Annotated in this window: 29 protein-coding genes; 8 read left to right on the top strand and 21 right to left on the bottom strand. The window is 41.2% G+C overall.

Annotated elements, in window-relative coordinates:
- Positions 1 to 17: 17 nt before the first annotated feature.
- The 8 genes from CVU62_06910 to CVU62_06875 all read right to left on the bottom strand — a co-directional run bounded on the left by CVU62_06910 (position 18) and on the right by CVU62_06875 (position 7,760).
- A complete protein-coding gene (locus CVU62_06910) occupies positions 18 to 1,661 on the bottom strand; it encodes a glycerol-3-phosphate dehydrogenase (protein ID PKN38557.1) in 1,644 nt (547 codons plus the stop codon).
- Positions 1,662 to 1,666: 5 nt separating this feature from the next.
- On the bottom strand, positions 1,667 to 2,383 hold the full coding sequence (locus CVU62_06905) for a hypothetical protein (GenBank protein ID PKN38556.1): 717 nt from the start codon (positions 2,381 to 2,383) through the stop codon (positions 1,667 to 1,669).
- The gene (locus CVU62_06900; protein PKN38555.1) at positions 2,380 to 2,652 is read right to left on the bottom strand and encodes a hypothetical protein; all 273 of its coding nucleotides are present in this window, start codon (positions 2,650 to 2,652) and stop codon (positions 2,380 to 2,382) included. Before CVU62_06900 ends, CVU62_06905 begins: the two co-directional genes overlap by 4 nt.
- An 83-nt stretch (positions 2,653 to 2,735) precedes the next feature.
- A complete protein-coding gene (locus CVU62_06895) occupies positions 2,736 to 3,959 on the bottom strand; it encodes a peptidase U32 (GenBank protein ID PKN38554.1) in 1,224 nt (407 codons plus the stop codon).
- A 243-nt stretch (positions 3,960 to 4,202) separates the two neighbouring features.
- The gene (recO, locus tag CVU62_06890; GenBank protein ID PKN38553.1) at positions 4,203 to 4,976 is read right to left on the bottom strand and encodes a DNA repair protein RecO; all 774 of its coding nucleotides are present in this window, start codon (positions 4,974 to 4,976) and stop codon (positions 4,203 to 4,205) included.
- Positions 4,966 to 6,264, bottom strand: coding sequence for a dihydroorotase (locus CVU62_06885; GenBank protein PKN38552.1), 1,299 nt, complete (start codon positions 6,262 to 6,264; stop codon positions 4,966 to 4,968). Before CVU62_06885 ends, recO begins: the two co-directional genes overlap by 11 nt.
- Positions 6,261 to 7,187 carry an aspartate carbamoyltransferase gene (locus tag CVU62_06880; protein PKN38551.1) on the bottom strand — a complete coding sequence of 309 codons (927 nt, stop codon included), beginning with the start codon at positions 7,185 to 7,187 and terminating at the stop codon, positions 6,261 to 6,263. The genes CVU62_06885 and CVU62_06880 overlap by 4 nt, the downstream gene beginning before the upstream one ends.
- A 24-nt stretch (positions 7,188 to 7,211) precedes the next feature.
- Positions 7,212 to 7,760, bottom strand: coding sequence for a bifunctional pyr operon transcriptional regulator/uracil phosphoribosyltransferase PyrR (locus CVU62_06875; protein ID PKN38550.1), 549 nt, complete (start codon positions 7,758 to 7,760; stop codon positions 7,212 to 7,214).
- Between the two features lie 239 nt (positions 7,761 to 7,999).
- Between CVU62_06875 and CVU62_06870 the strand changes: the two genes are divergently transcribed.
- Both CVU62_06870 and CVU62_06865 read left to right on the top strand, forming a co-directional pair.
- On the top strand, positions 8,000 to 9,262 hold the full coding sequence (locus CVU62_06870; protein ID PKN38549.1) for a hypothetical protein: 1,263 nt from the start codon (positions 8,000 to 8,002) through the stop codon (positions 9,260 to 9,262).
- A gap of 29 nt (positions 9,263 to 9,291) precedes the next feature.
- Entirely contained in the window at positions 9,292 to 10,554 is a 1,263-nt protein-coding gene (locus CVU62_06865) for an Mn transporter (GenBank protein ID PKN38548.1), read from the top strand.
- Between the two features lie 229 nt (positions 10,555 to 10,783).
- Here the strand turns inward: CVU62_06865 and lepB are convergent, their stop codons facing one another.
- From lepB to CVU62_06820, 9 genes are all read right to left on the bottom strand, one after another.
- Entirely contained in the window at positions 10,784 to 11,416 is a 633-nt protein-coding gene (gene lepB, locus CVU62_06860; GenBank protein PKN38547.1) for a signal peptidase I, read from the bottom strand.
- A 15-nt stretch (positions 11,417 to 11,431) separates the two neighbouring features.
- Positions 11,432 to 11,950 carry a hypothetical protein gene (locus CVU62_06855; protein ID PKN38546.1) on the bottom strand — a complete coding sequence of 173 codons (519 nt, stop codon included), beginning with the start codon at positions 11,948 to 11,950 and terminating at the stop codon, positions 11,432 to 11,434.
- A complete protein-coding gene (gene secF, locus CVU62_06850; GenBank protein PKN38596.1) occupies positions 11,946 to 12,854 on the bottom strand; it encodes a protein translocase subunit SecF in 909 nt (302 codons plus the stop codon). Before secF ends, CVU62_06855 begins: the two co-directional genes overlap by 5 nt.
- A 33-nt stretch (positions 12,855 to 12,887) precedes the next feature.
- A complete protein-coding gene (gene secD, locus CVU62_06845; protein PKN38545.1) occupies positions 12,888 to 14,489 on the bottom strand; it encodes a protein translocase subunit SecD in 1,602 nt (533 codons plus the stop codon).
- A gap of 18 nt (positions 14,490 to 14,507) precedes the next feature.
- Positions 14,508 to 14,855, bottom strand: a complete 348-nt coding sequence (gene yajC, locus CVU62_06840) for a preprotein translocase subunit YajC (GenBank protein ID PKN38544.1) — start codon at positions 14,853 to 14,855, stop codon at positions 14,508 to 14,510.
- 181 nt (positions 14,856 to 15,036) lie between these two features.
- Entirely contained in the window at positions 15,037 to 16,149 is a 1,113-nt protein-coding gene (locus CVU62_06835; GenBank protein PKN38543.1) for a tRNA guanosine(34) transglycosylase Tgt, read from the bottom strand.
- Positions 16,150 to 16,161: 12 nt separating this feature from the next.
- Complete coding sequence (locus tag CVU62_06830) at positions 16,162 to 17,199, bottom strand: tRNA preQ1(34) S-adenosylmethionine ribosyltransferase-isomerase QueA (GenBank protein ID PKN38542.1); 1,038 nt, start codon at positions 17,197 to 17,199, stop codon at positions 16,162 to 16,164.
- A gap of 67 nt (positions 17,200 to 17,266) precedes the next feature.
- On the bottom strand, positions 17,267 to 17,458 hold the full coding sequence (locus CVU62_06825) for a DUF2065 domain-containing protein (protein ID PKN38541.1): 192 nt from the start codon (positions 17,456 to 17,458) through the stop codon (positions 17,267 to 17,269).
- 132 nt (positions 17,459 to 17,590) lie between these two features.
- Positions 17,591 to 18,391, bottom strand: coding sequence for a nucleoside triphosphate pyrophosphohydrolase (locus CVU62_06820; protein PKN38540.1), 801 nt, complete (start codon positions 18,389 to 18,391; stop codon positions 17,591 to 17,593).
- Between the two features lie 213 nt (positions 18,392 to 18,604).
- On the opposite strand from CVU62_06820, the gene CVU62_06815 reads away from it, so the two are divergent.
- From CVU62_06815 to CVU62_06800, 4 genes are all read left to right on the top strand, one after another.
- Positions 18,605 to 18,793 (top strand): hypothetical protein, encoded by a 189-nt coding sequence (locus CVU62_06815; protein PKN38539.1) that lies wholly within the window; start codon positions 18,605 to 18,607, stop codon positions 18,791 to 18,793.
- Positions 18,794 to 19,030: 237 nt separating this feature from the next.
- A complete protein-coding gene (locus CVU62_06810; protein PKN38538.1) occupies positions 19,031 to 19,414 on the top strand; it encodes a hypothetical protein in 384 nt (127 codons plus the stop codon).
- 63 nt (positions 19,415 to 19,477) lie between these two features.
- Positions 19,478 to 19,873 carry a hypothetical protein gene (locus CVU62_06805; protein PKN38537.1) on the top strand — a complete coding sequence of 132 codons (396 nt, stop codon included), beginning with the start codon at positions 19,478 to 19,480 and terminating at the stop codon, positions 19,871 to 19,873.
- A 123-nt stretch (positions 19,874 to 19,996) separates the two neighbouring features.
- Complete coding sequence (locus CVU62_06800; GenBank protein ID PKN38595.1) at positions 19,997 to 20,359, top strand: HNH endonuclease; 363 nt, start codon at positions 19,997 to 19,999, stop codon at positions 20,357 to 20,359.
- A 2-nt stretch (positions 20,360 to 20,361) separates the two neighbouring features.
- On the opposite strand, the gene CVU62_06795 is transcribed toward CVU62_06800, so the two are convergent.
- From CVU62_06795 to queD, 4 genes are read right to left on the bottom strand one after another with little or no spacing between them, the layout of a single operon-like run.
- The gene (locus tag CVU62_06795) at positions 20,362 to 20,559 is read right to left on the bottom strand and encodes a cytoplasmic protein (protein PKN38594.1); all 198 of its coding nucleotides are present in this window, start codon (positions 20,557 to 20,559) and stop codon (positions 20,362 to 20,364) included.
- A gap of 9 nt (positions 20,560 to 20,568) precedes the next feature.
- The gene (locus CVU62_06790; GenBank protein PKN38536.1) at positions 20,569 to 22,638 is read right to left on the bottom strand and encodes an NAD(+) synthase; all 2,070 of its coding nucleotides are present in this window, start codon (positions 22,636 to 22,638) and stop codon (positions 20,569 to 20,571) included.
- A 4-nt stretch (positions 22,639 to 22,642) separates the two neighbouring features.
- The gene (locus CVU62_06785; protein ID PKN38535.1) at positions 22,643 to 23,410 is read right to left on the bottom strand and encodes a GTP cyclohydrolase I FolE2; all 768 of its coding nucleotides are present in this window, start codon (positions 23,408 to 23,410) and stop codon (positions 22,643 to 22,645) included.
- Between the two features lie 33 nt (positions 23,411 to 23,443).
- Positions 23,444 to 23,815 carry a 6-carboxytetrahydropterin synthase QueD gene (gene queD / locus CVU62_06780; protein ID PKN38534.1) on the bottom strand — a complete coding sequence of 124 codons (372 nt, stop codon included), beginning with the start codon at positions 23,813 to 23,815 and terminating at the stop codon, positions 23,444 to 23,446.
- 350 nt (positions 23,816 to 24,165) lie between these two features.
- Here queD and CVU62_06775 point away from each other — a divergent pair, with 350 nt between their 5' ends.
- The gene (locus CVU62_06775) at positions 24,166 to 24,567 is read left to right on the top strand and encodes a pilus assembly protein (protein ID PKN38533.1); all 402 of its coding nucleotides are present in this window, start codon (positions 24,166 to 24,168) and stop codon (positions 24,565 to 24,567) included.
- Between the two features lie 167 nt (positions 24,568 to 24,734).
- A complete protein-coding gene (locus CVU62_06770) occupies positions 24,735 to 25,178 on the top strand; it encodes a hypothetical protein (protein ID PKN38532.1) in 444 nt (147 codons plus the stop codon).
- Positions 25,179 to 25,234 lie beyond the last annotated feature (56 nt).

Below are 25,234 nucleotides of genomic sequence, written 5' to 3'. Positions count from 1 at the left end.
GTTTATATTTTTGGTAATCACTTGGGCAGCGTAAGCAATTTAACAGTGTTTGAGATTTCCTGCTCAACTTTATTCGCATCCCAATTTAATTCCTTAGCGGCAACGTTGGCAACTTTGCGCAATATATTCTCACCGGGATTACCGAGAGTGCCGATACCGGTCCGGCGCATTACTATATCGGTTAAAGTGCGCGCCATTTCTGCACGCACGGCATAAACTACCTGTGCCAGAATTTCGCCATCTTCGTTTAATGTCTCAGATAAAGTCTTGTCCGCTCGCGCCAACTTGATGATTTCAGCGTATTCGGTACCATAGTTACGCCCGAGATAATTCATGGTAGGCTTGCCGAAATCGCTATTTTCTTTTTGAATATCGGATAAGAAGGCATCTAGATTTTTTATTTCACATCCGGTCAGAAACTGTTTGTCGGTAACGCTTTGACCCAGAGATTGTTCCATCTTGGATGCTACAATATTGAGGCAGTTTTCCGCCAGTTTCCGGCTCGTCGTATATTTGCCGCCTTCAACGGTGATCAGACCGTTTAATCCATCTTTTTTGTTGTCGTATATTTCGTACTTACGGGAAGATGAATAAGTTTCCGACGTATCTTCTTCTACCAAAGGACGCAGGCCTCCGTAGGTGTGCTTTACATCTGCGTAGCTTAGTTTGCCGTCACTAAAAGAGGAATTGATATCGTCTATCAGTTCCATAATGCTTTCCCTAGTGACATGATAATCATCAGGATTTCCGGTAAAAGGTTTGTCTGTGGTACCTATGAGAGTGTGATTGCGCCAGGGTATAAGGAAGAAATGACGGCCGGATGGAGTCATGGATGCAACAGTGTAATTACCGGAAAGCAGATGCTTCGAAGTGATAATGTGAATACCTTCAGACCTGCGCAATGTTGAACTGCCGTCGCCTTTCGATTTAGCCAGACCCAAAACAATGTCCGCCCACGGTCCGCCGCAGTTAATTGTAATTGTGCCGGATACTTCATATGTTTTGTTATTTAAAAGGTCCCTTACTTTTACTCCGGTTACATTATTTTCGGAACCCATCATGAATCCTTCAACCCGGGTATAGTTGGATACTTTAGCGCCATATGCTGCGGCGGATTTGATGAAAGCCAGCGTTAACCTTTCGGGAAAGATACTGACACAGTCGCAGAAAATTGACGCTCCGGTGAGTCCTTCAGAACGAACATGCGGCTCGTTTTGCATAACTTCCTTTTTGGAAATGGTTCTATGCGAAGGAATCTTCTTGCAGGCATCCCAGGTAAAATTCTTATCGTAGGAAAGTGCATCATATACCAGCATGCCTATTTTGACGATCCATTTATTATTTTTAAGCGGTGTTTTGTAATGGGTCATCATCATTGGCCAGGGATAAACGAAGTTAGGAGCTATATTTTCCAGCACCCGGCGCTCGCGCAGCGACTCACGTACCAACATAATCTCGCCGTTGACCAAATATCGCAAGCCTCCGTGAATCATCTTGGACGTGGCCGCCGATGTGGCCCAGGAAAAATCATTTTTTTCCAGAAGGGCCACTTTCAACCCCCGCGTGGCTGCCTCATAAGCCACCGAAGCCCCGCTGATGCCTCCGCCGATAACAATGACATCAAAATGTTCATCTGTATGGTTTTCAATAAACCGCTGCATGGCATTTACTCCTTTCTCTGTTTGCCGGTCAGTGATTTTTTAACGGCCTCCTCTGCATAAAGAAGTACTTCCTGCATAATCCGTCTGGCCGCTCCAGCCTGTTTTTTTTTGATGGCTTCATAAATTTCCTGATGAAACTTACGTGAACGTTCAACGTTTTTTTTGTTGTCAAAATAAAGATAACCGTAGTCGCGGAAAATCTGATTGAAGAAGTTGAGAAAAATAGTGTAGAGCAAGTTATGGGTGGAACGAGCGATTAACTGATGTATCTTGATATCCCGTTCCAGCATGCTCAAGTCTTCGTTAGAGATGACCTGCTGAAGGTCTTCAAGATCAGTGGAAGTGCGCCTTTGCGCCGCCATGTAAGCCATCTGCGGCACTACATAGCTGCGAGCCTCCAGTATATTTAAGATTATTTCCGTTCCCTTATCCAAATTTAAAGCGGCTTTGATAAGATCAAAATTACCGCTTTCCAGATAATTTTTGACATATAATCCGTCACCATGTCTGATTTCAACAAGGTCGAGATTCTCCAGTTTACGTAATGCCTCACGCACCGTAGCACGGTTGACACTGAACGTTTCCGCCATTTCCCGCTCGGGAGGCAATTTGCTTCCCGGAGTAATCGTGCCATTCATAATCTGCTTCTGGATAATTGTCACAATCTCCTCATGAAGACGTGAACGTGTAAGCGGCTGGGAAAAGACTTTCTTGGCTGTCATGGTACATCTCCTTCTAAACCATTCTTTTCTTGTGATTGATTGGTCCAGTGGTTCAACCAATAAACTATTTCCAAGCTAATGTCAAGGGATTTTATTCGTGCCTGATTTATGTTGTTAGATTTTAAAGGCACGCTGCGGAGCCAGAGAAATCCATCACTTTTGTCTTCCCGGCGTAGGTCGGCCATGTTGCCCTTTAGGGTATATCCAGTATTTTCAAGTATTTCCTGGATTCCGGTTTTAACTGGAATGACGCAAATGGAGTTATGCAAAGCTCTCAATACAATGCAATAACATATTGCTAAAGCAGCTTCAAAGAATCGTATCTGGTATATATGACAATTATTTTAAATTGTTATGAATGATTCGTGATTTGCTGACGGGCAAAAACTCCCATCTGTATTTCGTGTTCGAATGGAACATATATTTCGGAACCGCTGTGTGCCTCTGAAAAATTATTCCCGTTCCTGTCAGTTATGGAAATGATTTTTATGGTAACAATATCTGCGGGCAGTAGAATTTCCAGACAGTCACCTATTTTTATGCGATTTCTAACGCTAAACAAAATTCTTTTATTCTCTCTGTCATAATTTAGCACTTTCCCCGCCGGTTCATAAGTTTGAATATATTTAATCTCCGGATTGGTTTCGTTTATTTTTTCTTCAGTGAACGCGAAGCCGGTGGTATAGCCGCGGTTGGATATTTTTGTAAGCTCGTCAATCCATTCGTGTCGACATTTGTATTTTTTTGTTTGGCGCATTAACGTGTTAAGTGCCTGCCGGTATGTCCGGGTAACTACCGCCACATAATAAGCCGATTTCATCCGGCCCTCGATTTTAAGACTGGTAACGCCGGATGCCAGTACTTCGGACAGATATTCGATGAGGCATAGATCTTTGGAACTAAGAAGATAACTGTAGCGTTCGTCCTCTTCAATAATAAACGGATCGGATGGTCTTGTTGATTCGTAAAGTAAATATTCCCATCGGCATGGTTGACTGCAATCGCCTTCATTGGCGCTCCTGCGGTTGCGGAATGCCGATAAATAACATCGTCCGGAATAGGCCATGCACATCGCGCCGTGGATAAAAATCTCCAACTCCATTTCGGGAACAGCCGCGGCAATTTCTCTGACTTCATTTAAATTAAGTTCCCGAGCCAGAATAATTCTCCGCACTCCCTGGTCTTGCCAGAAACGGACAGCTTCGATATTTGTGGTGTTAGCCTGCGTGCTCAAGTGAATCGGCAACTGCGGCGCTAAACTTTTAATCAGCCTCAGCATTCCCGGTTCGCTGATAATCAGAGCGTCAACTCCAATTGCCGTAAGTTCGGGAATAATTTTCTTTGCCTGTTCCAAATCAGTATTGCGGGCGAACGTATTGGCTGCCGCGTAAACCTTTACGCCTTTGGCGTGTGCTTCATTCACGCCTGAGGCTAAATCGGCCATAGATATTTCAGACGAACTTGCCCTCAAGCTCAAACCTTCCACGCCAACGTATACAGCGTCAGCTCCATAGAGCAGGGCGGTTCGTAATTTTTCCAGATTACCTGCGGGAATCAGTAACTCCGGTTTGCGCATTTAAAACCTCATCAAAATATTTTCGTTAAAATATATTAACAAAAAAATTGACCTTACACAAATAAAGGTCTGCATCCTGTTATTTTATAATATGTTATGAATAACTTATTCAAATACATTGTTAACATTTTTTACATAAATATATATTTATATATTGAAATAAACATATAAAATCGAATACCGAAATTCAACCGGTAATCTTAAATTCTGAAAACTGCCCACTACTGAGACTTTGTGAAAGTATTATGTGCAGAGCTTCCTGACCTGTTCCATGACCTTCAGCGATTTGACTTCTCGTCCCAGCACATGAGCAATAAAATCAATGAGAAGACTGCGCGATTCCATGGCTAGAGAATTAGTAAACGAGATTAGTTTAATTTTATCAATATCCACATCTTTGCCCAGAAGCAGGGTGCGCACTGTGCCGGCGGAAATCGGCTGTTCAAATCTTTGAGGCTTGGCGCAGGCACTGCATTTGATTCCACCCTCATGAGCATGAAAATAATAAGAGTTGCCGTTGGTCACCGGTGTTTTGCAGACGATGCAACGATCAATGGTCGGTTCGAATCCCGCTAATTTCAGCAAACGCATTTCGAAAAAGCGCACGACCGCATCGGATGCTTTTTCTCTACCCAGCAACAGTAGAAAATCATGCAATAGCTGAAATACACACTCATTCTTTTTTCCTTCCGGGCTGAAGTGATCTGTGAGGTCGATAAAATAAGACGCCATCAATGTTTTTTCCATATCCTGACGAATGGCGTGATGATGGTCGATGATATCGCAGGATTCGATGAAAGCCAGCATGTCACGGCTTTTACGGGTAAAGATGATGTTGGTCAGAGAAAAAGGTTCAAAAACGTTGGCAAATCTTTTCTTGCTTCTCTTGGCGCCTTTGGCAATTCCCTTGAGCTTGCCGAAATCAGAGCTGTAGAATGTTACGATTAAATCCGATTCACTGTAGTTTAACGTACGCAGAACGAATCCGGTGGTTTTTATTTGTTCTCTAGCGACCATCAAATTTTATTTCACCGCCTACGATCGTAAGGATAGCTTTGCCCTGCATCTGGCGTCCATGAAACGGAGAGTTTTTCCCGCGCGAGCGAAACGCCTGCACATCAACAGTCCATTTGAGTTGGGGATCGATTACGGTGATATCGGCATCCGCGCCTGTCTCCAGCGTTCCTTTCGGCAAATTCAAGATGCGCGCCGGATTTAAGCTCATCTTGGCAATTAATTCCGGCCAATTAAGAATTTTGCTGTTGATTAGATTTAAGCTTAATCCCAGCGATGTTTCCAAACCGCTGATTCCGTTGGCAGCGTATTCGAATTCCACTTCTTTATCTGTACGTCCGTGGGGAGCATGGTCGCAGGCAATGACATCAATCGTTCCGTCGGCAAGACCTTCTTTAATTGCCGCGATGTCCTTTTCACTTCTTAACGGGGGATTGATTTTGAAGTTGGTATCATAGCCCTGAAGTGATTCTTCGGTCAGAGTGAAATAGTGGGGTGCGGTCTCCGCCGTTACTTTCAGACCTCTTTTTTTGGCATCGCGAATCAGGCGAACGGAACCGGCCGTGCTGACATGCGCTATGTGAACACAAGTCTTGGTAAATTCGGCAATTAGAATATCACGGGCAATCATTGCTTCTTCCGCGATGCCGGGGATACCGCGCAGTCCCAGGATGGTTGAATAATAACCTTCGTTCATCAACCCATCCGCAGAGAGGTTTGTGTCTTCGCAGTGCGAAATAACCGGTAATTGCAGGGAGAAGGCATATTCCATAGCCCTGCGCATCAGGGCGGCGTTCATTACCGGATTGCCGTCGTCGGAAAGCGCGACAATGCCCGCTTCTTTGAGGTCCCAGAATTCTGTAAGCTTTGAACCTGCTGAATCCATGCTGATGGCGCCAATCGGATAAACATTAACCAGCGCGGCCTCCGCTGCTTTTCTTTTGATAAATTCTGTAATGGAACGATTATCGTTAATCGGATTGGTGTTGGGCATGCAGGCAATAGAGGTAAATCCACCGGCAATTGCGGCAGCGGCTCCTGATGCTATTGTTTCTTTGTATTCAAAACCAGGTTCGCGCAGATGTGTGTGCATATCAATCAGCCCGGGAACGATAATCATTCCGGCCAAATCAATAATCTTCGATGTTTTTTCTGAATCTTTTGATTTTAATGACTTGGAAAGATTTGCGCCAATCTTGGCAATTTTACCGTCTTCCAGAAAAATATCCATTCGGGAGTCTATGTTTTGCGCGGGATCTATTATTCTCGCGCCGGTTAATAATAGTTTCATTCACTACCTCCGGTGAGCAGGTAAAGCAGTGCCATTCTTACGGCCACGCCTTTGTTCACCTGATCAAGAATTACAGAATAAGAAGAATCGTCGGCAATGTCGGGCGATATTTCCACGCCACGGTTAATCGGTCCCGGATGCATAACGATGACATCTTTTTGGGCTAGTTTAATGTTGTTGCGGTTAAGGCAGTAATGCTGGGAATATTCGCGCAGTGACGGGAAGATGCTTTGTTTTTGCCTTTCCAACTGAATGCGCAGCATCATTACTACGTCCGCGCCTTCAATAGCTTCTTCCATCTTGTTAAAAACTTTTACACCCATTTGTTCGATATCGCGCGGCAGCATGGTCGCCGGACCGGCCAGGACAACATCAGCGCCCATTTTGGACAGGCCGTAAATATTGGAACGGGCGACACGGCTGTGTTCGATATCGCCGATTATCGCCACCTTCAATCCGGCGATTTTACTTTTGTGTTCTTTAATAGTCATCATATCCAGCAGAGCCTGCGTTGGGTGTTCATGCGCGCCATCGCCGGCATTGATGATAGATTGTTTAACCAGTGAGGCCAGCATTTGCGGAGCTCCGGAAGCGCTGTGGCGGATGACAATGACGTCGGGATTCATGGCTTCCAGATTGCGGGCGGTGTCAATAAGAGTTTCTCCCTTGACCACGGAACTGGTTGAAGCTGAAATGTTGATAGTGTCGGCGCTTAATCGTTTGCCGGCGATTTCGAAAGATGTTCTGGTGCGCGTACTTGCTTCATAAAAAAGATTGATGATTGTTTTACCGCGCAGTGTGGGCACTTTCTTTATTTTACGGGTGGATACTTCCAAAAAAGATTCCGCTGTCTCCAGAATGAAATTTATCTCATCAACGGATAAGTCTTTTATTCCCAGAATATCTTTTCTTTCAAATTTCATAACAAGCCTTAAAAAGTTTTTAATTTATGGTCCTTCTTCTATGACAACCTCATCCACACCGTTTTTTTCCACCAGGTCGACACGGACGGCTTCCCAAAGAGAAGAGGGGAGATTTTTGCCGACAAAATCGGCTCTTATCGGGAGTTCGCGATGGCCGCGGTCGATTAAAACGGCAAGCTGAATCATCCTGGGGCGTCCGAAATCAATCAGTGCGTCCATTGCCGCTCGGATGGTTCGACCGGTAAAGAGGACATCATCAACGAGTATGACTATTTTATCATCAAGAGAGAAATTTATTTTTGTTTCCCCGAGGCGAGGTTTCTTGTTGGACGCGGAAATATCATCACGATAGAGAGTTATATCAAGTATTCCCAGAGGAATCTTTCCGTGTTCGATATCGGACATTTTCTTCTGTAGTCTTTGGGCCAGATAAACTCCACCGGTTCTTATGCCGACGAGTACAAGGTTTTCCATGCCTTTATTTTTTTCCAGAATTTCATAAGCGATTCGGGTGAGGCATCTTTCAATCCCGTCCTTATCCATTACTGTTTTGATGTTTTTATTGTTCGACATACGTGTCAACCTCGGGTAATGTTATAAAAAAAGCCTTCCCCCGAAAGGAGAAAGGCTTGATAATATCTTGATAAACATTTCATTATGTTTTCCTTTTTCAATCTCACCGGATTAAATTAAAAGGGTAAAATCTGATTTTTAATACAACTAAGGTGTTAAAATGTCAAGATGAAAAAATAATTCAAAAAAACTTTTGTTAAAAAAGAATAACTGATATAAATGAAAATTCGGAGGGGAAAATGGATATAAATCAGGATCCCGAAATTTTTTTATTTTTAAGCAGAATTCTGGGGAAAAAAATTATCGGAGCCGGAGGCGAAACCCTGGGCAAAGTTTATGATTTAGCCGCGGAGTTTATTGATCCTTTTCCTATAGTTACCGGAATAATATTCAGTTCCGCGCAAAAAGAAAATCCCGTTTTTCTTCCTTGGGGAAACGTAGTTGATTTTAATGGAGATGTATCCGTTTCCATACATTCAACAAGTGAGTTGCTTACTCTTAATTTGCGGCAGGGGGAACTGCTACTCAAGGACGCCTTATTGGATAAGCAGGTTGTGGATACTGATGGAGCCAAGATCAGAAGGGTTAATGATCTTCAGTTTTTAAAAACAAGCCAGGGGATGCATCTCGTCCACGTTGATGTAGGTTTTCGTGGTGTGATCCGCCGCATGGGTTTGATAAAACCTTTTGATATAATTTTTCAGGGGCTATTCGACTACAAATTACCCAATCAGTTTATTTCGTGGAAATTCGTACAGCCGGTGCATTCGCCGGATTTGCTGCGCTTGAATATAACTCAGAACAGGCTCGGTAAAATTCATCCGGCTGACTTGGCGGATATTCTCGAAGAAATGGACATTAAGCAGCGTGCTGCTGTATTTCAGGCTCTTGATGTCGAGACTGCGGCGGAAACTCTTGAAGAAACTGATCCCAAGGTTCAGGTCAGTCTGATTAATGATCTTAACTCGGAAAAAGCCTCAGATATTATCGAAGAAATGTCTTTATCTGAAGCCGCCGACCTTATTGCTGATTTGCCCAAAGCCAAGGCCGAGGGAATTTTAAACGAAATGGAAAAGGATATTGCCGATGATGTCAAGGAGCTCTTAACCCATCCGGAAAGAGAAGCCGGTGGTATGATGACAACGTCTTACTTAAGTTTCCGTCCATCAATGACTGTACAAGAAACACTGGAAAGATTTCGCCAGGAAGCGGCGGATATTGAAATGGTTTATTATGTGTACGTTACTGACGACGAAGAACATCTTTTGGGGGTAGTAACTTTACGTGATTTAATTCTGGCCGATCAGGACAAAAAACTCGAAGAGCTGATGGATGAGCGTGTCATTTCGGTAAAACTTGATGATAATGATGATACGATTGCCGAACATTTTGCTAAATACGGAGTAACAGCTATTCCTGTTGTTGATGAAAATGACCGGATGCATGGGACCATTATATTTAAGAATCTTTTGGAAGTTGTCGCTCCTCAGTTGGAAAAATAACAACTTAAGCTGAATTTGCAAGAAGAACTATGAATAAAATAAAACAGCTTTGGGAAAAAATATTACAAAAAGGCTTCTGGAAAATCGGTCTTTTTTTTGCATTGATTGGCCCGGGAATAATCACGTCCAATGTGGACAACGATGCCGGCGGTATTACCACTTATTCTTTGGCCGGTGCTCATTATGGCTTGAAATTAATTTGGATACTTATCCCCGTAACCGTTGCCTTAATAATTATTCAGGAAATGTGCGCCCGCATGGGCGTTGTTTCCGGCAAGGGTCTTTCGGATTTAATTCGCGAACGTTTCGGGGCAAAAATCACTTTCTATTTGATGATTGTTCTTTTCCTGGCTAATTTAGGAAATACATTATCCGAGTTTGCCGGAATTGCCGCCAGTATGGAAATATTCGGTGTTAGTAAACATATCTCGGTTCCGGTTGGCGCTATTCTTGTGTGGTGGATGGTGGTAAAAGGAAATTATAAATCAGTGGAAAAGGTTTTTCTAATCGCCTGTGTTTTTTATCTTTCCTATATTATTTCCGGATTTATTGTGCATCCCGACTGGTCGGCAATCAGTAAAGCTGCCTTTACACCAACCATGAACTTCGATACCGGAATGCTTACTATGGCCATAGGTATCGTTGGAACAACGATCGCACCATGGATGCAGTTTTACCTTCAATCATCCATCGTAGACAAGGGTTTAAAAGCAGAGAGTTATAAATATTCGCGAATGGATGTTATCTTCGGTTCGATAACCGTTAATGTGGTGGCGTTTTTTATTATAATGCTTTGTGCTGTTACGTTGTTTCAACACGGGTTTAAAATTGAAACAGCCAAGGATGCGGCTTTGGCGCTGGTTCCTCTGGCAGGGTCATACGCTGCTTCTTTATTCGCCTTCGGTTTGCTTAATGCCTCTCTTTTTGCCGCTTCCATTCTGCCGCTTTCCACAGCTTATACAATTTGTGAGGCGTTTGGATGGGAATCAAGCTTAAACAGCAAATTCGCCGAAGCGCCGCAGTTTTACGGCATGTATTCGTTAATGATTTTTCTGGGTGCAGGGTTTATTCTTCTGCCCAATGTGCCTTTGATCGGCATCATGTATTATTCGCAGGTTATTAACGGAATGCTGCTTCCCTTTATTCTGATTTTTATGCTTCTTTTGATCAATGATAAACGAATTATGGGTAATTATGTAAATGGCCGGTTGATGAATATTGTTTCCTGGGCAACAGTTGTTATTCTGAATTGTCTTTCCGTGGCTATGGTAATATCGGCATTCTTTGACTAAATATCTACTGATTACCATTTCTAAATCAGAGATGATATTAAGGCGGATGGGCAAAGACGACGAGGCGTATTTTATATACGTTGAGGAAGCTGACAATCCCGATGAATCGGGACCAACAAAAATAGCGCCTTGATCGGGAGCGCATTTCCGCAAGGCGTGCGTAATAAATAGAATCTTACATTACCGAGAATTTTCGCCAACAGGGCGAAAATTTCCTTTAGAATTGGTATTAATGTAACAAATTGCCCAGCCTTTGCCAACGGAGATTATGATCTTCGCGGTTCCACGACCAGTATATTATAAAAGCTTTTCCTTCAACATCTTTTAAATTGACAAATCCCCAGAAACGGCTGTCCAGACTTTCGTCGCGGTTATCACCCATGACAAAAATAGATTTTTCAGGAACTGTAACCGGTCCGAAATTATCGCGGTTCTGGATAGAAGCCGGATAAATTACGCTATCGCTGTATATACCATAAGAATCTTTATATTCTTTATCATTGATGAATATTTTTTTATTTTTTATTTCAATTTTGTCACCGGCCATGCCGATCACCCTCTTGATGAAATCTTTCGACCGGTCGTTGGGGTAAATGAAAACTACAATATCACCTCTTTGCGGGTTGCTAATAGGGACAATAGTTTTTCTTAAAAGAGGAATTTTAATGCCATAAATAAATTTACTGACTAAAATATGATCTCCAACCAACAGAGTCGGTACCATGGAGCGGGAAGGTATCTTGTATGCACAGATTATAAATGTGCGGATAAAAAGAGCGATCAAAATCGCTATGATGATTGATTCAACGTATTCTTTAACTTTCGATTTTCTTTTTTCTTTTGTTTTATTATTTTCAGCCATATTAACTAGAAACCCCTAAGAGTAAATATTGGATAGAGAAAAGGCGATCATAGAAAGGGCAATTATTCCTTTAAATATCTTTCCTCCTATCATAGTAAAAATAACGCGACCAGGCATTCGGAAAGGAGCCTTTAATTTTGATTGATGGATAAATTCTATTATCAATGTTCCGGCAAGGCCTCCTAAAAAAAATCCTATCCATATTCCTGGTCCTCCACAAAATGGCGTAAGCAAAAATATTCCCCCCAAAGCTCCTAATGCCGCCGCTCCAAAAGATTTTTTTGAAGCAACCGGTTGAAATGCCCCGCCTATAACAAAAAATAAGTCGATTGTTTCGGCAATTATAGTGAAAATGAGCAGAAACAGGATAATTTTTAACCCAATGTGATCAAAGCCGGTAAAAATTGCATAAAACAAAACATCAAAAAAAACAACTACAGTTCCGGGTAATCCAAACAAATTCAGGAAAATACCCGCGAATAATATTAAAATAAAAACCGTAAATCCTGCTGCTGCGAAAAAAGACAACTTAATTTTTCCTCTTCATTTTTGAAAGCTGCAGATTTTCAAAAAGCAGCACACTGGTGCAGGCAATATAAATAGTGGAATAGGTTCCAATAACGGTGCCGATCAGCATGGCAAAAGCAAAATCGCGGATAACCGCTCCGCCAAAAATGTACAGGGCTAAAACAGTAAAGAAAACAGTCAGAGACGTCAAGATGGTTCTGCTGAGGGTTTCATTAATTGCCAAATTGATGATATCGCCTAACTTCTGTTTGGGGTTCCGTTTTACAATTTCCCGAATTCGATCCAACGTAACAATGGTGTCATTAATAGAAAAACCGATAACAAATATGAGTACCGCGAGAATGTTTATGGTGAATTCCATGTTCATAACGGCGACAGCTCCGGTTACAATCAACGTATCGTGAACCAGAGCAAGAATTCCTCCTGCGGCGTAGCGGAACTCGAAGCGCCAGGTTACATAAATCAAGATAGCCAGCCAGGAAAAAATAACAGCAATAATAGCTTTTCTGGTAAAATCAGCACTGACTTTAGAACCGACAACTTCCACGCGCCGGATTTCGTAATCCTTGTTGAAAGCCGCAGAGAGCGGTTGTTCCACATTGGCGGCCAGTATCTTTTGATCTGAGAAAGATTCCGATGTGCGGATCAAAAATTCATTGGCGCCGAACTGTTGAATAGTGCTGTTTTCCAGCTTTGTTGACTTTAAAGCAGTACGAATTTGATCGGCGGAAATATTTTTTGAAAATTTTACCTGAATGATTGATCCGCCGGCGAAATCAATACCCAGATTAAACCCTCCATGATAGATAATCGATCCGATGCCGATGAGAATCAGGATGGCTGAAAAAGCAATCGCGTAATTCATTTTTCCGACAAAATCTATGTTAACACCTGGTTTTATCAACTCCATGCTCATTTTATATCTCCTGCCTGCGCTTTAATTTTAAATGCTCAATTTTTTAATATTGTAGTTCCCCATAACATAATCGAAGATTACCCGCGTGATAAAAATGGAGGTAAAAAGACTGGCCAGAAGGCCAATGATTGTTGTTACCGCGAATCCTTTGATCGGGCCTGTCCCGAAAAAGATCAGAACAACGGCAGCGACAATACCTGTGATATGCGTGTCAATGATAGTAATGAATGCCCTGTCATAGCCTGTATCAAGAGCCAGGCGAACGGTTTTCCCCGTCCGTAATTCCTCCCGTATTCTTTCAAATATCAGAATATTCGCGTCCACGGCAACGCCGACCGTGAGAAGCATACCGGCAATCCCCGGCAGAGTCAGGGTTGCCCGGAAGGCTGCGAGTACCGCCATAATCAACAATATATTAACGATGAGCGCAATATCGGCAACAGCGCCGGAAAGGCGGTAATAAACAATCATGAATAAAATAACCAAAAGCGAACCGATAATGGTTGCAAGAATGCCCTGCCTAATGGAGTCACTGCCCAGTGATGGACCGACGGTTCTTTCTTCCAGAATATTAACAGGTGCGGGCAGAGCTCCGGCGCGTAAAACAATAGCCAAGTCGCGTGCTTCCTCCATAGTGAAGTTGCCGGTAATCTGAGCTTGACCACCCGAGATACGTTCCTGAATGACGGGAGCGGAGTGAACGACGCCGTCCAAAACAATTGCCAATCTTTTGCGAACATTTTCTCCCGTTATTCTTTCAAAATCAACCGATCCCTGAGAGTTGAATGTCAAACTAACAGTAACATCACCGAAACGGTCAGCAATCTGAACCTTGGCGGTTTCCAGTGAAGCACCGGTCAACAATGATTTGTCTTTTAGCAAATACGGAGATGAGCCTCTCTCTCCTGTTGATTTATCAGCACGCAATCCGTAAGCAACAATATCTCCTTCCGGGAGATTGCCCCGGAGAGCTTCTTCCAGTGAATTTTCGTCGTCAACAATTTTAAATTCCAAAAGAGCTGTTTTACCGATGAGATTTTTGGCCCTCTCCGGGTCTTTAATACCAGGGAGTTGAATAAGAATACGATTATCGCCTTCCGGTATAATCTCCGGCTCCGCTATTCCGAATTGATCGACTCTGTTTCTGATTGTTTCCAAAGAGTGTTCAACGGTTAGCTTTTTCAGGTCAGCGGCTCTTTTATCGTTTATTTTTAAAGTAACAAGTTGTCCTTTATCGTGATGACTGGTTGTATCGATTTCCAGATCAGGATATTTGTCGAGTAACACTTTTTCCAAAACGGTTTTACCATCAGAATCTGTTAATTCCATGGAAATTGTAGCGCCTTTGGCTTTTTCCAAATTGCGGAAACGAACCTTGCTGTCCATCAATGATTCTTTTAACTCATTGGAAGTTCGCTCCATCATCGCCTCCAGAGCTTTATCCGTGTCAATTTCCAGAACAAGGTGCATACCGCCCTGTAAATCCAGACCTAAATGAATTTTTTCTTTGGCCAGATATTTATTCCAGGACGATGGAATATTTGGGAAAAATGTAGGTATTAGGAAATATAAAGCGCCAAGACAAACAATTAAAGTTATCGCTACTCTGAGCTTTAAAGATTTGAACATGCAATGCCCCTTTCTATATTATGACTTTGTTGGAGGTGTCGGAGTCGCTGCACCGGATTTCTGAATAATAGCTCCAATAGCGCTTCGTGCGACTTTTATTCTAACCTTGTCGGCAATTTCTAAGGTTATAACTGAATCGGCTAAACCTGTTATTTTGCCGTGAATACCTCCGGTTGTCATTACTGCGTCACCATAGGCAAGATTATCTAACATGGCCTTGAGTTCTTTTTGTTTTTTTTGTTGAGGGCGAATCAGTAAAAAATAAAAAATCACGAAAATTACTGCCATGGTTATGAGAAAACCCCAATCGCCGCCACCGGTTGCCGTTCCACCCGGAGCACCGCCCATTGCGTATGCTAAAGTCATCAATTTAACTTCCTCCTTATTGTAATGCTAAAAAAAATATTTTTGGCAGGACCTGTCCCATCTTTGCGGGAATATTAACTTCAGGAATATTTGTATAATTTGTCTTGCCTCTTCTTTCTTGCCGCTTCAATATCATTTTTGATTTAGAAATGGTATTAAATTTAATCTTTATCAGGATTTCTTATAAATTTGTTTTCTTTAATAAAAAATCATTCTTAAATTCTAAAAAACGACCTTCTTTTAATGCCGTTCTGATTTGCTCCATTAATCGCATATAATAACGGACATTGTGAATGGTATTCAGTACCATCGCCAATATTTCACCGGCGACATAAAGATGACGTAAATATGCCCGGGAATAATTCCGGCAAGTATAACAATCGCACGTTTGTTCAATAGGATTATTATCTTCCCGCCAACGGGCGTTTTTTATAACAACATTTTTCTCATTTGTAAACAATAATCCATGACGAGCACATCTGGTGGGAATAACACAGTCAAACATATCTATTCCGCATGATACCGCAAAAACTATATCTTCCGGAGTTCCTACACCCATAAGGTAACGCGGTTTATTAGCGGGCAATAAAGGAGTGATTGAATCAGTGATTTTATACTTTATTTCTTTAGGTTCGCCTACGCTGACTCCGCCTAAAGCGTAACCATCAAAATCAAGAGGTATCAATTGTTCCACTGCTTGTTTACGTAAATCCAGATAAGTTCCCCCTTGAATAATGCCAAAAAGCGCCTGCTCATTGTTTGTTTGCGCCGTTTTACACAAATCGGCCCATTTTACAGTCAGTTTCAGAGATTCTTCGGTTTGAGAGAATGTAGCAGGGTAGGGTGTACACTCGTCAAGGCACATCATAATATCCGAACCGAGCGCTTCCTGGATTTCAATAGCTTTCTGAGGACTTAAGAAATGTTTGGAGCCGTCAATATGAGAACGAAATATGACGCCTTCGGGCGTAATTTTACGTAGAGCACCTAAACTATATACCTGAAAACCGCCGCTGTCGGTCAGAATCGGGTCCGGCCAATTCATGAACCGATGCAGACCGCCCAGTTTTTTGATAGTTTCATGGCCTGGACGCAAGTATAAATGATAAGTATTGCCTAAAATAATTTCAGCGCCGCAATTTTTGATTTCTTCGGGCAGCATTGATTTAACTGTTCCCTGAGTGCCCACTGGCATAAACGTGGGTGTATTCACTATACCGTGAGGGGTGGTCATCTTTCCTAAACGGGCGGAAGTGGCAGAATCTTGTTTGATCAAATCAAATTGAAAAGGCATCTTTCATTTGTCCTAAATAATAAGCATGCAGTCGCCGTAACTATAAAAAAGATAACGGCTTTCTACGGCGTGTTGATAAGCTTTCTTAATTAAGTCTGTCCCGGCGAAAGCGCAGACAAGTAAAAATAATGATGATTGCGGCAAATGAAAATTGGTTAAAAGTCCCTTAACTCTTTTAAATTTATAACCGGGATAAATAAAACAATTGGTAGTGCCGGACTTTGCGGGGATATATCCATCATCATCGGCAACACTCTCTAATGTGCGGGTAGCGGTCGTTCCCACCGCAATTACCCGCTTTGAATTGTTAATTATTTGGCTGGACTCCGCATTTATCTCATAATACTCTGATTCCATAACATGTTTTTCCACTTCATTTACTTCGATAGGCATAAAAGTTCCATATCCAACGTGTAGAGTTATCGGAGCTATTTGAATACCTTTCTTTTGCAATGTTTGCAAAACATCAGCAGAAAAATGCAGTCCTGCGGTTGGGGCAGCAACTGAGCCCGGATTTTTCGCGTAAATAGTCTGGTAACGTTCGCGGTCGGTAATATTCGATTCAGCATTTTTTTTACGCTTAATGTAAGGGGGCAGGGGGACGCGGCCGTAAGTATTCAAATAAGCTTCAAAACCATATAGTGAAAAAAATTCCAGCAACCATTTTTTATCAGATATGCGGGCTAAAACCTTTGCCTCGCATTTATTGCCGAGGTCTATAACATCATTCTCCTGCAGTTTCTTGGCAGATCTTAGCAGCACTTCCCATGTTTGAGAATCTTTTTCATTTGCTTTCCTGGTTAAAAGCAATATTTCCAGAATGCCTCCGGTCGGCTTTTTACCAAAAAGTCTTGCGGGAATAACACGAGAATCGTTAATGACGAGAACATCACCGCTTTGTAAGAAATCAGGTAGTTGAAAAAAAGAGAAATCCGCCATTTTTTCTTTCTTCTTGTCCAGAACAAGCAAGTGTGATTGGTCCCGCTTTTGGCAGGGGTGCTGAGCGATGAGTTCATCGGGTAAAAAATATGAAAAATCTTTTAATTCCATATATCTCTTTGTGCAAAATGAAAAAGTTTTGGCAAATAATCAGATTACGATGTGGATGTCAATATAATTACTCTCGGTTTCGTCCGAAATACAGCAGAATCAGCCCGAAAATCATTGCGGATATTCCTAAAAATCGTAAAGCGGAGTCATCGATAGTTGTTATTTTAAGCAAATAGATTTTCAATTTTTCCGGGAAGAGAAAGTAAGGCAAACCTTCAATGATAAAAACCATGCCCACTACGCAGAGAAAATATTTCATATTCAATCCTTTGTTTGTGAAACTCCAGTTTCAGCGAATAACCTAAATACACTGAAGGGCACCACGGGGTCGCTATGGGCGTATCGGAGCCGGTAAGTTGAACCCCGATGAATCGGGACAAAGCTGAGGGATTCATACCCTTGATTTTGCTTCATTCCAGAGCGCATCCATTTGGGCTAAAGTTGCATCTTTAATGGGTATGCCTCTAGCGGATAATTGTTCAGTCAGATAAGAAAATCGGCGTAAAAACTTTTCTGTTGTTTTTGATAAGGCGTTTTCCGCGTCAACAGACAAGAAACGGCTTACATTGACCAGGGTAAATAAGATATCGCCTAATTCTTCTTCAATCTCATCTTCATTGCTGTTTTTTACGGCAGTTCTTAGCTCTTTAATTTCTTCTTTCAATTTATTTATTACATCCTGCGTTTTGGACCAATCGAAACCGTAAGCAGAAGCAATGGCTGTTATTTTTTGAGCTCTTTTCAAAGCCGGAAATGAAAGAGGAACGCCGGAAAACAAATCTTCTTCAACATTTTTATTTTTTCGTTCTAATTTCTTTATTTGCTGCCAGTTTTCCTTCACTTCCTGCACGGAGTTTACTTTTTTACTGCCAAAAACATGCGGGTGCCGCCGGATCATTTTTGTTATAATTCCGTCCAGAACATCACTCAGAGAAAAAAGGTTTGATTCGGAGCATATTTCAGTCAGAAATAATATTTGAAAGAGTAAATCGCCCAATTCTTCTTTTATAGCTTGAGGACTTCCCTTGTCAATAGAATCAACTACTTCATAAGCCTCTTCCAAGATATATTTCCTTATATCCTCCTTCTTTTGTTGTTGATCCCAGGGACAGCCGTCTGGCGCACGGAGTTTTTTGATTAATTGCTTCAATTCTTCCATTTTTTCTAAATACTTATGAGTATGTTTTTTCATATACAATTAAATTATAAAATTTTCGCAAAGGTTTCTTAATTATGAGTTAAATAGCATATATAAAACTTACTTACAATACATGCATACACCTTAAAGAATTGTTAAATTTGTTCTTGACAAGGTGAAAAAAAAGCGTATTCTTCCCCTTCAATACAAAGACTTGGCTTGTTTAAGCCGGGCATTACGAAATCTTTGAAAGGAGGTTAGGCGTTAATGAAAAAAATATTTGCTATTTTTGTCGCTATGCTTTTTGTTGCTTCTTTATCTTTTGCAGTCGTAGGCTGTAAAAAAGCTGAAGAGCCGGCACCAGCAGAGGCTCCTAAAGTCGAAGTACCTGTTGCTCCTGCACCTGCAGCTACTGCAGTACCTGCTCCTGAAGCCGCACCGGCACCTGCAAAATAATTGCTTTAAAATAAAGTCGCAGGACAAATTAATCGGACATTTACATTTTTGTGAATGTCCGATTTTTTATTCTATATAAGGCTTAAATTATTTTATTGTGTTATAATGCAAAAAAATTAAATTATTTGTAATTCCGGGTAAGATGGCATTGAAATATCTTGCTGGAAGTTTTTTCCTTTCTTATAAAAAATGTTACATGCAAAAGAAATTGAATATGAATAACTTTGGAGGTGTTTTATGTCCGAAAAAAGCGGTGATTTATTAAAAGGTTTATTTATTGGCGGATTGATTGGAGTTGCTCTGGGAATATTGTTTGCGCCCAAAAGCGGCAAGGAGACACGAGAGGATATCATCCGCAAAACAGATGAATTCTTAGAGCATGCCAAAGAAGGGTATGAAAATGCCATAGAAAAAGGTAAAGCGATTTGTGAAACAACTGTTAAGCATTTGAAGGATTTGGAAATATCGGCAAAAGAAAAAATGGAGGAAGTGGAAGGGCGGATAAATGAATTTGCTCAACAAGGCTCCGAAGTTATCGAGGATAATAAAATTAGGTTGAGAAAAGCGGTCGATGCGGGATTAGAAGCTTACAAAGAAGAAAGTATCAAAAAAACAAATTGATTATTAATTACAGCAGTTAAAAATAAATTATAAAAATAGAATAAATAATTAAGGAGAAAATCAATGGATTTAGAAATAGGCTTATTAATTTTAGTTGTTATTCTTATTCTGCTGATAATATTTTGTATTCCCGTTCTTTTACAGATATGGCGTGTATCGAAAGATTTGACAATCACGTTGCAAACTATGAATAAAAGTTTGCCCACCATATTGAAAAACATGGAAGAGATTACCGCAAATGTTAATAACTCCACATCGGTGATTAACAAAAAAATTCAGAATTTTTCTGATACCACAAACCGTTCCGGATCGGTTATAAATGATGTTATTGACAATATACAATACTTTGCACCTCTGGCCATGAAATTGCCTGTTTTTAGTTCCTTTAAAAATATTATTGCAATTATAAAAGGAATAAGCGTTTTTATAGATGTTCTTGTAAAAAAACAAAAAGCTTAATACGGGGAAATTATAATGGCAAAAGTAACATTCTCCAGTAAATGGGGCAGCGTTAAAGTTCAAAAAAAATCGGTCTTGCCTGTTGTGGAAACGGTAAAATCAGCGGAAGACTTAGTTCGGGAAATGAAAGATTCTCAAAAAACTACGGCAGGAGAGGATTACCGGGAAAAATCATTGGCAATTAATGGTCTTGTTTGCGCCCGTTGCGGCCGGGAGTTTCCCGGATCGAAAAGGAAACTTTTGACCGTTCATCATAAAGACGGCAATCACAGCAATAATCCTGCTGATGGAAGCAACTGGGAAAATCTTTGCGCCTATTGCCATGAAGATGTTCATAGCCGGGGAGTCTTGGCGGAATACCTCGGGGGTGATGCGCATAGTAAAGAGGTAAGTCTGGTGTATGATGATTCGCAAGTTTCTGTCGGTTCAGGAATGCTTGCCGAAAAATTGAAAAAAGCTCTACAAAAAAATAAACCGGAGAAATAATATCAGCAAAGTATAAGTTTTGAATTCATATTTGCTTTGACCAGTTTATCACCCACGGAAGTTCCGCAATAGACGCAACAATAATCATACTTTTCTCCTTCCTGGAGAATCAGCAACAATCTTTTTCTTACGGCAACAGCTCTTTTGTATCGAGGACAGAACAATTCTGTGGCATCAAAATCTTTGTAGGTTTCCCTCATTTTCAATTGTCACCCTCCGGAATCAGGAATATTTCCCCAATTTTTCAGCCAGATTTCGGCTTCGCTGTCACTGGGAGCGCGGTAGTCGCCGCGCGGTGAAAGCGATCCGCCGGAACCTACTTTAGGTCCATTGGGTACGCACGAGCGTTTATACTGAGAAGTTTTAAAAAATCTGTACAAATAAACATAAAGCCATTTTTTAATTTCTTTCAAACTGTAGGCGTTTCTTTTATCTGTGGCAATGTCCGGCCAGAGACCTTTTGTTTTATCCCTCCAGGCATGATAAGCCAAGAACGCTACTTTTGAAGGCAGATAGCCGAAACGGGTTATATAAAAATTATTAAAATCCTGAAGCTCATAAGGGCCAACAGTGTTTTCTGATTTTTGATTGGGTTGGCTGCCCGTTTTGCCGGGAATCAATTCAGGAGATATTTCCGTTTCCAGAACATCAATGAGAATTTTAGAAACTTCCCGTGAAAATTGATTGGTATTTACGACCCAGCGAATTAAATGTTGGATAAGAGTTTTGGGAACGCTGGCATTGACGTTATAATGCGACATATGATCGCCAATTCCGTAAGTACTCCAGCCTAAAGCCAGTTCGCTTAAATCTCCCGTGCCTACTACCAGAGCGTTACGCATGTTGGCGAGGCGGAAAAGATGCGCCGTACGTTGTCCGGCCTGAACGTTTTCAAAAGTAATATCGAAGGTTTTTTTACCCTTAGCGTATGGATGTTTAATATCTTTTAACATTTGCAGACAGGCTGGTTTGATGTCGATTTCATTTGTTTCCACGCCAAGTGCTTTCATCAGTTTTAAAGCATTGTTGTAGGTTTTCGCGGACGTTGCAAAGCCAGGCATGGTGTAGGCCTTAACATTCGATCTGGGTAAGTTCAGAGAATCCATTGTTTTTGCGGCTACAATAAGAGCGTGAGTGGAATCAAGGCCTCCGGAAACACCAATAACAATACTAGATATGCCTGACGACTTCAAACGTTTTGATAAGCCCTGAACCTGTATGTTGTAAGCTTCATAACAGCGCTGGTCGCGTTTGGAAGGATCGGCCGGAATGTAAGGAAAACGGGGATATTCTCTATTTAACAGAATCTTTCCATTGGGAACGCTTACATTAAATTCCGTTCTACGGAAGGATAAAACTTTTTCTTTATGAGCGGCGGCGTTCTGACTGAAGGAAGTTAAGCGCATCCTGTCCTGCGCCAGACGGTCAAGATCCAGATCGCTGTAAATTATTTGAGCCTTTTGCGCGAAGCGGGCGGATTCGGCAAGGATATTGCCGTTTTCGTAAATCATGGCATGGCCGTCCCAGGCCAGATCGGTCGTGGATTCGCCGGGGCCGGCGGCAGCGTAAAGATAAGCGGCGACTAAGCGAGCTGATTGATTAGAGGCAAGCTGATGGCGGTATTCGGATTTGCCGATGGTGATGTTGGACGCTGATAAATTGCCGATAACGGTAGCTCCGGTCATTGCCGCAAAACTTGATGGCGGGATAGGAACCCATAAATCTTCGCAAAGTTCGAGAAAAAAAATGAAATTATTAATATTGGCAGCTTTAAATATAATATCAGCACCAAAAGGAATATTTTTCTGCCCGGCTAATTCTATCTGGTAAGAAAATGCATTGACGGCGGGAGTGAATTGTCTGGCTTCATAAAACTCACGATAATTAGGCAGGTATGATTTTACGGCCACACCTAGTATTTGCCCGTGGTAAAAGACAACAGCGCAATTGAAAAGACGGCAATCAACTTGCAGTGGTGCGCCGGTTACGATAATGGTATTGATCTTTTCAGACGCTTTTTTAATTTCGGTAATAGCTTCACGAACGCCCCGCAGTAGAGCGTCCTGATGAAACAGATCTTCATTGGAATAAGCGGATAATCCCAACTCCGGAAAAATGGTCAGAATTGCCTTATGAGAAGATGCTTCCCGAGCCAGTTCAATAGTTCTTTGCGTGTTGAAAACGGTATCGGCAACCTTCAGTTCCGGAATGCAAACAGCGGTGCGAATAAAACCATGATTATACAAATTAAAGAACTCATTCTTTTTTCTTGCCGGCATGAATTTATCCTTTCTCTACATAAGCGTAAGCGCTGTGATTGTGAATGCTTTCAAAATTTTCCGCTTCAATGCAATACCAGGTAAAATTATCGTCTTTATTTAGTTTCACTGCAACGCTGCGAACGACGTCTTCAACAAATTTGGGGTTTTCATAGGCCTTTTCCGTTACGTATTTTTCATCCACTCTTTTTAAAAGGGAGTATACCTCACCACTGGCGGAATCTTCCACAATTTTTATCAAATCTTCTATCCAGAAAAATTTTCTGAAACGGACCTTTGTTGTTACGATGCTGCGCTGATTATGAGCTCCAAACTGGCTTATTTCGCGTGAGCAGGGGCAGACGGTTGTAACGGGAACCATGACTCCCACCTGGAAATCGGACTTTTCTGCGTTACTTTCTCCGCAAAATATACAGTGGTACTCCATGAGACTTTTCGCTTTGGAAACGGGGGCCGTTTTTTCCAGAAAATAAGCGAATTCAATTTCCATATGAGCGGAATGCGCATGCAGCTTTTGTCTTGTCTTCTCCAAAATTGACTGAAAAGTTTTAATGCTGATTTGGCCTTTAAATTCATTGAGCGCCTCTATAAAACGGCTCATGTGTGTGCCTTTGAAATGATGAGGCAAATTGACGTACATATTTATCGTTGCGTTGACAATCTGTGTTCCTTTAACCCGGTCAAGGACGATAATCGGGTATTTTATATTTTTCACGCCGACTTTTTTAATATCTATATTGCGAAAATCTTTCTGGTTTTGAATGTCAATCATAATAAAGCAATTATTTAAAAAGATGTTTTAACGTTATTGGGGTATATAAGTAACAGCTGCATTTTCCGATTCCCAGATTTTTATACGCGCCACTTTGACCCCGGATATTTTAACTTTTAGTGCCATTTCTTCGCATATATATTTAGCTATATTTTCCGCTGATGGATTGATTCCGGAAAAAAAGGGAAGCTCATTTAAGTGTTTATGGTCCATTTGATCCAGAATCTCATCCAGCCATTTTTTAACTATCCGAAAGTCGATCAGCAATCCCGATTCTTTTAAATCCATTGCCCAAACAGTCACTTCCACTTTGAAATTGTGGCCATGCAGTTCCTCGCATTTTCCGCCGATTTGGGACAGAAGATGTGCTGAAGAAAACGATTTTATAATTGTAACTTCGTACATTTCCACCTTCTTTAATTTTAAACTGGTAATTAATATCATATTTTATGACGAGGGGGAATAATTAATTAGTGGAAGGTGGAAATCACGGTAGTTTTGGTGAAAATAACCACTTTTTTGGCAGGCGGCTTTATCTATAGTTACTTTCATCCAGATGCATATTAAATATTTGTCTTTGATTTTACACAATAAATTATATTTTTATTGATGGATTCGATATGTCTGCTGTGTTTGGCATATATGTTGCTGTAACTTAAGATGTCGGAGAAATAAAGTATGATAGGGAAAATAAAGTTAATTAGTAACATGGCAAGCAACAAAAATTAAAATACTATTATAAAAGGAGGTCTATTATGTTAAAAATTTTCCGTAAAGAAGGACAGAAAGGTTTCACGTTGATTGAGTTGATGATCGTTATCGCGATTATCGGTATTCTGGCGGCTATCGCTATTCCGCAGTTCATACAGTATAGAAAAAGAGGCTATGTTGCCACCATCAATAGTGATTGTAAAAATGCTTACACTGCCGCTATCGCCTATAGTGCTGATCATAGCGGTGTAACAGTAGGAACCACAGATTTAACAGTTGGCGGATATTCTCAGTCTTCCGATGTATCAACTACAGTTGGTAGTTGGACTAACGAGAGTAATTTCGTTATTACATGTGCCGGTTCCGCAAACTGGGGTTTGGGTACACCTAATGCAGTCTATACTGTTACCAATGGTACGTTGGTGGTAACCCCGGCAGCAAAATAGAATTATTCAACTCATAACAGACAAAAAAGGGGCGTTTTATAACGCTCCTTTTTTTGTCTGAATAATATTCTTAACTTTGTTTTTGCAAAATAATTTATTGTGTTTTCTACTAAAATGAGTCAAACAATTCTCATATAAAAAAACATAATTGGTGCAGGAGGTAAAGGTTGAAGGTTTCTTTTTCCGGCATTTTAGGTGGACTTATCTGTCTAGGGATAGGATGTTTTTTCCTGGCTGGCAGCTGGGGCATCTATTTAGAACATACCCGTATAAAGGAGTATAGCGGGCGGGCCGGTGGCCATATAACTAAAAAACATTATCGGACGGCTACTGACGGCAGCGGCAATTATTATATGGATTATTGGTTTATGTCTTCCACCGGCAATAAAATAAACGCCAGCAGTATTATCGCCAAGCAACAGTGGGATGCTCTGCAGGTTAATGATAATTTGGAAATAAGATACAACCCCTCAAATCCCGATCGTAATATCCCCATGTATGGAGGTAGTCCTTCGCTTGTTTCGGCTTTTTTTATGCTTGTTCTGGGTTCTGTATTTACAATTTTTGGGGTTTTTCGTTTTCTTCCGAGTTTTAAAAAAAGACACATGTAATATAGTTTATCCAATTACGGGCTATATCGTTAAACAAGCTTTTGTCTGGAGAAGTC

Source organism: Deltaproteobacteria bacterium HGW-Deltaproteobacteria-2, assembly GCA_002840505.1.
Classification (GTDB): Bacteria; Desulfobacterota; Syntrophia; order Syntrophales; family Smithellaceae; genus Smithella.
This window is presented reverse-complemented; position numbering and strand designations above follow the sequence as displayed.

Coding starts and splice junctions, on each gene's coding strand:
- CVU62_06830 (PKN38542.1), bottom strand. CDS start 17,199: ATGGAATTAAAAGATTTTTCATATTTTTTACCCGATGAACTCATCGCT.
- CVU62_06835 (PKN38543.1), bottom strand. CDS start 16,149: ATGCCTTTTCAATTTGATTTGATCAAACAAGATTCTGCCACTTCCGCC.
- CVU62_06775 (PKN38533.1), top strand. CDS start 24,166: ATGTTAAAAATTTTCCGTAAAGAAGGACAGAAAGGTTTCACGTTGATT.
- CVU62_06910 (PKN38557.1), bottom strand. CDS start 1,661: ATGCAGCGGTTTATTGAAAACCATACAGATGAACATTTTGATGTCATT.
- CVU62_06800 (PKN38595.1), top strand. CDS start 19,997: ATGAAAGATTCTCAAAAAACTACGGCAGGAGAGGATTACCGGGAAAAA.
- CVU62_06795 (PKN38594.1), bottom strand. CDS start 20,559: ATGAGGGAAACCTACAAAGATTTTGATGCCACAGAATTGTTCTGTCCT.
- CVU62_06870 (PKN38549.1), top strand. CDS start 8,000: ATGGATATAAATCAGGATCCCGAAATTTTTTTATTTTTAAGCAGAATT.
- secF (PKN38596.1), bottom strand. CDS start 12,854: ATGGAGTTGATAAAACCAGGTGTTAACATAGATTTTGTCGGAAAAATG.
- CVU62_06880 (PKN38551.1), bottom strand. CDS start 7,187: ATGAAATTTGAAAGAAAAGATATTCTGGGAATAAAAGACTTATCCGTT.
- yajC (PKN38544.1), bottom strand. CDS start 14,855: ATGACTTTAGCATACGCAATGGGCGGTGCTCCGGGTGGAACGGCAACC.
- CVU62_06895 (PKN38554.1), bottom strand. CDS start 3,959: ATGCGCAAACCGGAGTTACTGATTCCCGCAGGTAATCTGGAAAAATTA.
- CVU62_06805 (PKN38537.1), top strand. CDS start 19,478: ATGGATTTAGAAATAGGCTTATTAATTTTAGTTGTTATTCTTATTCTG.
- queD (PKN38534.1), bottom strand. CDS start 23,815: ATGTACGAAGTTACAATTATAAAATCGTTTTCTTCAGCACATCTTCTG.
- CVU62_06820 (PKN38540.1), bottom strand. CDS start 18,391: ATGAAAAAACATACTCATAAGTATTTAGAAAAAATGGAAGAATTGAAG.
- secD (PKN38545.1), bottom strand. CDS start 14,489: ATGTTCAAATCTTTAAAGCTCAGAGTAGCGATAACTTTAATTGTTTGT.
- CVU62_06810 (PKN38538.1), top strand. CDS start 19,031: ATGTCCGAAAAAAGCGGTGATTTATTAAAAGGTTTATTTATTGGCGGA.
- CVU62_06790 (PKN38536.1), bottom strand. CDS start 22,638: ATGCCGGCAAGAAAAAAGAATGAGTTCTTTAATTTGTATAATCATGGT.
- CVU62_06885 (PKN38552.1), bottom strand. CDS start 6,264: ATGAAACTATTATTAACCGGCGCGAGAATAATAGATCCCGCGCAAAAC.
- CVU62_06875 (PKN38550.1), bottom strand. CDS start 7,760: ATGTCGAACAATAAAAACATCAAAACAGTAATGGATAAGGACGGGATT.
- CVU62_06905 (PKN38556.1), bottom strand. CDS start 2,383: ATGACAGCCAAGAAAGTCTTTTCCCAGCCGCTTACACGTTCACGTCTT.
- CVU62_06825 (PKN38541.1), bottom strand. CDS start 17,458: ATGAAATATTTTCTCTGCGTAGTGGGCATGGTTTTTATCATTGAAGGT.
- recO (PKN38553.1), bottom strand. CDS start 4,976: ATGGTCGCTAGAGAACAAATAAAAACCACCGGATTCGTTCTGCGTACG.
- CVU62_06815 (PKN38539.1), top strand. CDS start 18,605: ATGAAAAAAATATTTGCTATTTTTGTCGCTATGCTTTTTGTTGCTTCT.
- lepB (PKN38547.1), bottom strand. CDS start 11,416: ATGGCTGAAAATAATAAAACAAAAGAAAAAAGAAAATCGAAAGTTAAA.
- CVU62_06785 (PKN38535.1), bottom strand. CDS start 23,410: ATGATTGACATTCAAAACCAGAAAGATTTTCGCAATATAGATATTAAA.
- CVU62_06865 (PKN38548.1), top strand. CDS start 9,292: ATGAATAAAATAAAACAGCTTTGGGAAAAAATATTACAAAAAGGCTTC.